Raw genomic sequence first — 7,291 nt, 5'->3', positions numbered from 1 at the left:
GCTCACCATGTTTTGCAAATGCGCTTCAGTCGTCGCTCAATGTGCCTATATCAATGTCCGTAGTACCTCGAAAATCGCCGTCGAAGCGACAATGGGTCGAACGGCGGCAGTGGGTCGCGTGCTGCCGATGGCAGCCTGGCGAGGTTGAAGCTGCGTATGCAAATTGCATGAGTCGGCACCCGGCCAGAAGCGGTCTTTCGCTGCCGGTTGGCGAACGTCTGTTGACGAGCGACGAGCCGCCATTTGGCAAAGCGACGCCCGATGATTCGGCAGACTGACCTCTACACCCGACGGTGATTTTGGTTTAAGCGATCCGTTCGCGTACGTCTCGTCAAGACAGGGCCGCTGTCATCACAGCCAGCAATGCAATTGTGTTTCTGTTTGGAATAGTCTGTTACGAGTTCGTCGGTGAATTATTCGGAATGGGAGCCGTTAACTTGCACGCCACAAGAGATTCTCAAAAAAATAAAACGGGGTTGCAGCCCTTATAGAGACAAAAAGATAGAAAAAGAAGCAGCCAACAGAACGGGAAAATTCCTGATGTCGTCTCTCAAGAGCATGAAAGTGGGCACCCAGCTACTGTTGGGGTTTGCAGCGTTGATCGTCCTGCTGGTCGGGCTGGGCGGGTTTTCGCTTGTCGAGATAAACGCCGAAAACGCCCACGCCGCCGAATTGCGCGACCACTGGCTGCCAGCCGTGCGCAGCAGTCTGCAGATGCGGGGGGGGCTGCGCAATATACGCCTCAACGAATTTCGTGCCGCTGGCGCAACCACGCCAGCTGAGCTGCAGGAAGCGGAGGCTCTGATCGAAGACGGTATCGCTACCTACCGGAAGGCCGCAGCGGCATCGGAGAAAGTCATCCGTACGCCTGAGGGGAAAGCTGCCGACACAGACGCCCAGACGTTAATGCAGCAGTACCTGAGCCTCGATCAGCAGGTCAGGTCGCTGATGAAAGACGGCAAGCAGGCTGACGCGATGGAGCTGCTGCGCGGCCAGTCCTATACGGTTCGACAGGCCGTCGAAAAAGACATCCAGACGATCGTTGATATTAGCGACGCGGGTGCAGCCCGCGAGGGGGAGCAGTCCAACCAGACGTATTCGGCTGCCATTGCGTGGGTAATCGGACTGATCGCCGCGGCAGTGGTGGTCGCGCTGGGCGTGGCGCTGGTCATCGCACGAGGCTTGGCCAGACAGCTCGGCGGCGAGCCCCGCGATGCCGCGCTGCTGGCTGGCGAGATCGCGGCCGGTAATCTGCGCGTCGCCGTGACATTGAAGCCAGGGGACCACGCCAGCCTGATGTATTCGCTGGGCGCCATGAAAGACCAGCTGACGACGATCGTGCGCGGCATCAAGACATCCAGCGAGTCGATCTCGGTCGCGGCAAGCGAAATCGCACAAGGCAACACCGATCTGTCGCAACGCACGGAAGAACAGGCCGCGTCCCTCGAGGAGACCGCCTCGAGCATGGAGGAACTGACTTCGACGGTCCGTCATAACGCGGATAACGCAACGCAGGCCATGGCATTGGCGAACACTGCGTCGAGCGTCGCGCAACACGGCGGCGAAGTGGTCGGACGGGTTGTCGAGACCATGCGCGAAATTTCCGGCAGCTCAGGCAAAATGTTCGAGATCATCTCCGTGATCGAAGGCATCGCTTTCCAGACAAACATCCTCGCGCTCAATGCCGCGGTGGAAGCGGCCCGCGCTGGCGAACAGGGACGGGGGTTTGCCGTCGTGGCGGGCGAGGTTCGCACGCTCGCCCAGCGCAGTGCGACCGCGGCTAGGGAAATCAAGGACATGATCAATGACGCGACAAATCAGGTGGACGCTGGCTCAAAACTGGTCGAGGAAGCGAGCAGCACCATCAACGAAGTGGTCCAGTCAGTGAAGCGTGTGACCGACATCATGAGGGAAATCGCAGCGGCGTCGCAAGAGCAGAGCACCGGCATCGGGCAGGTCAATACCGCCGTTGCCCAGATGGACCAGGTGACCCAGCAGAATGCCGCACTGGTGGAAGAAGCCTCGGCGGCGGCGCAGTCGATGGCCCAGCAGGCCCAGGAACTGCGCGATGCGGTGGCCGTGTTCAGCATCACCGACGGGCCATCCACGTCACCAGTGGCCATCCCGCAGCGCAAACCAGGCCTGCCGGTACCGAAGACGTCCCCGGCGCATAGGCAGATTCCTGGCGGGTCGCGGACAACAAATGGTGCCAACTTCGACACTACCGGCGCAGCGTTTTCAAAGTCAAGGGCGACCCCCGTCGTTGCCGCACACAGCGACAGGATGGCCGCAGTTGATGCCGGGGCGGCGGACTGGCAGGCATTCTGAGCGAGGTTGAAAATTGGACGATTCCAACGAAGAGCTGAGCCGGATGAGAAAGCTCGTGACGGCTTACACGAAGCCAATGGGCGCTTTGGGCGCGCGGGCTATGGTTCTGGGCAAATTCTTTGATGTGGCCTTGCCACACCTCACGACGTCGCAGCGCTGCGAGATCAGCAGGTCATTCCGGCATGGTATTGAAGACGCCATGTCGCTTATGGACGATGTGGCGTTGCCTGCCGAGTATCACTCGGCACTGCTTGAACTTACGAATGCCATTCTCGCCGCGCTGGTTCGGGGATCAGCCGCGCGCCAATAGACTCCCCCTGGCGCGGTGCTTCAAGGCACTCGCCAGTCAACACTGCCCGGGTTGCAACGGCGCCGGCGCGCCGAGTGGCCCCGGTCTGCCGACGGGATAAGGAACCTGGATATGGTCCGCGAAGCTACAGCGCGTATCACAACTGATACAGAGCCCGGGGATACCCGCTATCGGTCCGGCCTGGCCGAGGAAGTGCTGGCTTCCGAACAGGCCGTGTTGCGGCTGATGGCCCGCAACACACCGTTGCCCGAGCTGCTTGCGGAGGTATGCCGCTACGCGGAAGCACTGCTTGGCGAGGGATCGTCATGCTCGATCCTGCTGCTCGATGCCGACGGGTGTCATGTGAAAGTCGGTGCGGCGCCTTCGTTACCGGAACAATACCGCGCCGCACTCGACGGACTCGCGATCGGTCCGCTCGCGGGTTCGTGCGGGACCGCGATGTACGAACGTCGCAAGGTGATGGTCGAGGATATCTCGACCGACCCACTATGGACCGATTTCAGACATCTTGCATTGCCGGTCGGCTTGCTTGCGTGTTGGTCGATCCCGTTCATGGACGAAGCGGGTGCGGTGCTTGGCGCGTTTGCCGTCTACCATCGCACCCCGCGTGGGCCGACCTGGGAAGAGGACGCAATCCTGCGAGATATCGGTCGTAGCGTCGGCCTTGCAGTCCTTCAGAATGCGATGGCGCAGCGTCTCGCGCAAACTGAGGAACACCATCGACTGGTCGTCGATCACCTGAATGAAGGGGTCGTTGTGATATCGGCAAGCGGGGTGGTGCTCGCCTGCAATCCGAGTGCGCACCGGATGCTGCGTGCGACAACTACCAGCCTCGTCGGCCGCAATTTCTATCGGGATGTGGTGGCACGAGTCTATAACGACGATGGTTCCGTGATTCCGGAGGTCGAGTGGCCTGTGCCTCGCGTGCTGTTGACCGGCAAGCCGCTGCTCGGCCAGACGATCGGGCGTGAACTGGCCGATGGAACGATGGCCTGGATCAACGCGAATATCGTGCCGATCATCCGGCCGGGCGACCGCGAAACCAGCGCCGTGTTGATCTCATTCACCGATGTCGGCCCGGCCCGCGAGGCGCAGAGACAACTCAGGTATCTGGCAACACGCGATTCGCTCACCGGGCTGCATAATCGCGCCTATCTTGCCGACCGGATGCAGGAACTGTTTGAACCGGAGGGGGGAGGCAAGGCTGGGCTCAAGCGTGCCGCCGTCCTGTTTATCGATCTTGATGGCTTCAAGAAGGTCAACGACACAGCGGGCCATACAGTTGGGGATGCGCTGCTGCGCACCGCCGCGCACCGGCTTGCGCAATGCGTCGATCAGGAGGACACACTCGCCCGTGTGGGCGGCGACGAGTTCGTGATTGTGGGCAGCCGGTCCGCCGGGATTGCAGACGTCCCGAGGCTCGCGCAGCAACTGCTCGATACGATTGCGGTGCCCTTCGAGGTAGGAGGCTGCAAATACTATCTGGGCGCGTCGATCGGGATCAGCCTGTTTCCCGAAGACGGACGGGATGCGGCGACGCTGATGCGCCATGCCGACTCCGCGATGTACCACGCGAAGCAGCGTGGGCGCCATAACTTCCAGTTCTTCACGGCGGAGCTGAACCAGTCCCTTCAACGGCGCTTCACGATCGAGCAGTCATTGCGGCGTGCGCTGGCCGCAGGCGAGCTGTATCTGGTCTACCAGCCGATCGTCGATAGCGCGGGCGGCAGGACGGTCGGTGCCGAAGCGCTGCTGCGCTGGCACAGTAGCGAACTCGGAGATGTCCCTCCTGCGGAGTTCATACCGGCGGCCGAGGAGACTGGGATGATCATCCCGATCGGTGACTGGGTACTCGAAACTGCATGCGCACAGATGGCCGAATGGCACCGAACCATCGCGCCAGATCTGGTGATCGCGGTCAACCTGTCACCGCGTCAGATCAGGGACGGGCTGGTCGAACAGGTCGGGCTTTGCCTGTCGCGCGTCGGTCTCGAACCAGACGCGCTGGAGCTGGAGATTACCGAAGGGCTGCTGATGAACGACAGCGAAGCCGTGCTGCCCATGCTCAACGCGCTGACCCGTATGGGTGTGCGGATTGTTGTTGACGACTTTGGCACCGGCTATTCGTCGCTGTCGTATCTGCAGCGCTTCCCTCTGCATAGCCTCAAGATCGATCGCTCATTCGTCGCCGGTCTGCCGGATCGTCACGATTCGATCGCGATCACGCGGGCAGTCGTTGCTATGGCGCATTCGCTAGGGATGAGTGTGACGGCTGAAGGCGTGGAGACGCCGGAACAGGCCGCCTTCCTGCGCTCGGCTGGCTGCGAAAAGCAGCAAGGCTTTCTGTTTAGTCACCCCGTCGAGTCGGCCGCATACGGGTGCAGCCAGTTCGAGCCTTCCTGAGGAACCTGGCAGACAATACGTAGTTGCCGAAATGGCGATTTCAGTCGCATAGGACTACGTTCTAAACACTTTGGTCGCTGCCGTTCTAAATACTCCCATCATTGCGTCACGACTGATTCTCGAACTCGGTCCCATGCTCCAGTGGGTTAGCCGACACCGTGGCACGGGAGCACCCATAGTCCCATAGTGAAGGGGGACATTTCAGTTCAGGCCGGGCTGACGGTCTGGCGTCATTGATACAAACGCATGACGCGCCACGTTTTTCCCACCGCGGGCTCGCTTCCTTCCGCCGGTCATGGACGTCCGAAAAGCGATCCGCGCCAGTTGCTTGATGGCATACACTGGGGGCTCAAGCGCCGCCGCGTTGTACACGACTGCGACGTTCTTGTTGCCCGTTGCGTGCTGATACATGGCGTCACCATACAGCTCCGTACGCCTCGACAGCGAGTACCGCGCAATCGCGTTGACCTGGATTCCACTTCGGATCGCTGGCCAAGCAACGGCGCACTGCTGCTGTACTTCATCCCCTCCGGATCTATCACAGCTGTATTGAAGCGACGGCATCGGGGTTCGCCGGCATCCACCCTTTTGACATAACGCCTGATGTCTTGCGGAACCCGCACAACGGCCACCGGGAGTGGCCTATGGATCGACAACCGGTTCGTCGACTGTGTACGACCTGATCCTCGTCAGTTCGAGCGGGAGCGAACGTTAATAGATTGCCTCCTGACACGCCGACCGCACAGCGTGTGACCGCTTTGGAGCACGTTGGTGACGTTCGCAGAAACAAGCTGAGGGGCGGGAACGGGTCGGGTTGCGCCAACCGCGTCGGGCGCTGGTCGGCCAGGACGCGCCATTGGCGTCGATCTAAAGTTTGACATTTGGGCGGCGGCTTCGCTCCGTTGCCGGACGCTTGCGTACCGATACCGCACGCTGACGAGACTGCGCGTGTGGGGGAAACGAAGCGCGGCGGGCTGATTGCGCTTCGAGCACCTGAAAAAAGCCGGCGGCGCAAACCTCCGGCTCTGCGGGCAACGCTCAAGTGGCTCCCTAAAGGCAGCCGCTCGGTGCAGTCTCGCGTCAGGCCAGGTCGAAGCGGTCGAGGTTCATCACCTTGACCCACGCGGCGACGAAGTCGTTGACGAAACGCTCCTTCCCGTCGGCACTGCCGTAGACCTCGGCCAGCGCCCGCAGGATCGAGTTCGAACCGAACACGAGGTCCACGCGGGTTCCTGTCCACTTGAGCTGGCCCGTCTTGCGGTCATAGCCCTCGTAGATATCGCCGGCCGGCTTCCACTCGGTGCCCATGTCGAGCAGATTGACGAAGAAGTCGTTCGTCAGCGCGCCCGGAGTGTTTGTGAAGACACCGTGCTTGCTACTGTCTGCGTTGATGTTGACGGCGCGCAGACCACCGATCAGCGCGGTCATCTCCGGAGCCGTCAGGGTCAGCAACTGGGCCTTGTCGATCAGCAATGCGTCGGCCGGAACCGGCGACCTGGTCTTCTCAAAGTTGCGGAAGCCATCGGCGACGGGTTCAAGAACAGCCATCGCGACTGCATCGGTCTGCTCGGCAGTGGCATCCACGCGGCCCGGCGCGAACGGCACCGTGAGCGCGAGGCCCGCTGCCTTTGCAGCCATTTCGATGCCGACGCTACCGGCCAGCACGATCACGTCGGCGAGCGACGCCTTGCCCGAAGCCTTCTGGATTTCTTCCAGCTTCGCCAGCGTGCCGCCGACGGGCTGGTTGACGGCCCAATCGCTCTGAGGCGCGAGTCGGATGCGCGCGCCGTTGGCCCCGCCGCGCTTGTCCGAACCACGGAAGGTCGAGGCCGAAGCCCACGCAACCGCGACGAGTTCCGAAGCCGACAGGCCCGAAGCCGCGATCTTCGCCTTGAGTTCGGCGATGTCGGTCTCGCTCGGATGGTGCGTCGCCGCTGGCAGCGGGTCTTGCCAGATCAGGTCTTCACGCGGCACTTCCGGGCCGAGATAGCGTGCCTTCGGGCCCATGTCGCGGTGGGTCAGCTTGTACCACGCACGTGCAAAGGCTTCGGCAAGCGCCTGCGGATCATCGAGGAAGCGGCGTGAGATTTTCTCGTAGGCCGGGTCCATGCGCAGCGACAGGTCGGTTGTGAGCATGGTCGGCTTGCGCTTGGGCGAATCGGGCCTCGGGCCAGGGATGACCGCTTCGGCATTCTTGGCGACCCACTGGATCGCGCCCGCCGGGCTCCTTTCCTGTTCCCATTCGTACTT

The 7,291-nt window shown here is 61.7% G+C and carries 5 protein-coding genes; 3 read left to right on the top strand and 2 right to left on the bottom strand.

Going from position 1 to position 7,291, the window contains the following annotated elements; genetic code table 11:
• Window positions 1–540: 540 nt before the first annotated feature.
• The 3 genes from VMJ11_RS03765 (at window position 541) to VMJ11_RS03755 (ending at window position 5,041) form a co-directional block, all read left to right on the top strand.
• A complete protein-coding gene (locus VMJ11_RS03765; protein ID WP_414694291.1) occupies window positions 541–2,328 on the top strand; it encodes a methyl-accepting chemotaxis protein in 1,788 nt (595 codons plus the stop codon).
• Window positions 2,329–2,341: 13 nt separating this feature from the next.
• Window positions 2,342–2,638, top strand: coding sequence for a hypothetical protein (locus VMJ11_RS03760; RefSeq protein ID WP_325617037.1), 297 nt, complete (start codon window positions 2,342–2,344; stop codon window positions 2,636–2,638).
• A 111-nt stretch (window positions 2,639–2,749) separates the two neighbouring features.
• Window positions 2,750–5,041, top strand: a complete 2,292-nt coding sequence (locus tag VMJ11_RS03755; RefSeq protein WP_325617035.1) for a putative bifunctional diguanylate cyclase/phosphodiesterase — start codon at window positions 2,750–2,752, stop codon at window positions 5,039–5,041.
• A gap of 201 nt (window positions 5,042–5,242) precedes the next feature.
• On the opposite strand, the gene VMJ11_RS03750 is transcribed toward VMJ11_RS03755, so the two are convergent.
• Window positions 5,243–5,452, bottom strand: coding sequence for a hypothetical protein (locus VMJ11_RS03750; RefSeq protein WP_325617033.1), 210 nt, complete (start codon window positions 5,450–5,452; stop codon window positions 5,243–5,245).
• Window positions 5,453–6,121: 669 nt separating this feature from the next.
• Window positions 6,122–7,291: peroxidase family protein (locus VMJ11_RS03745; protein WP_325617031.1), on the bottom strand; the 1,170-nt coding region annotated here is incomplete at its 5' end.

Source organism: Paraburkholderia sp., from assembly GCF_035501035.1.
In the GTDB taxonomy this organism is placed as follows: Bacteria; Pseudomonadota; Gammaproteobacteria; order Burkholderiales; family Burkholderiaceae; genus Paraburkholderia.
The sequence above is the reverse complement of the archived record's forward strand: the minus strand, read 5'-3'. Positions and strand labels throughout refer to the sequence as shown.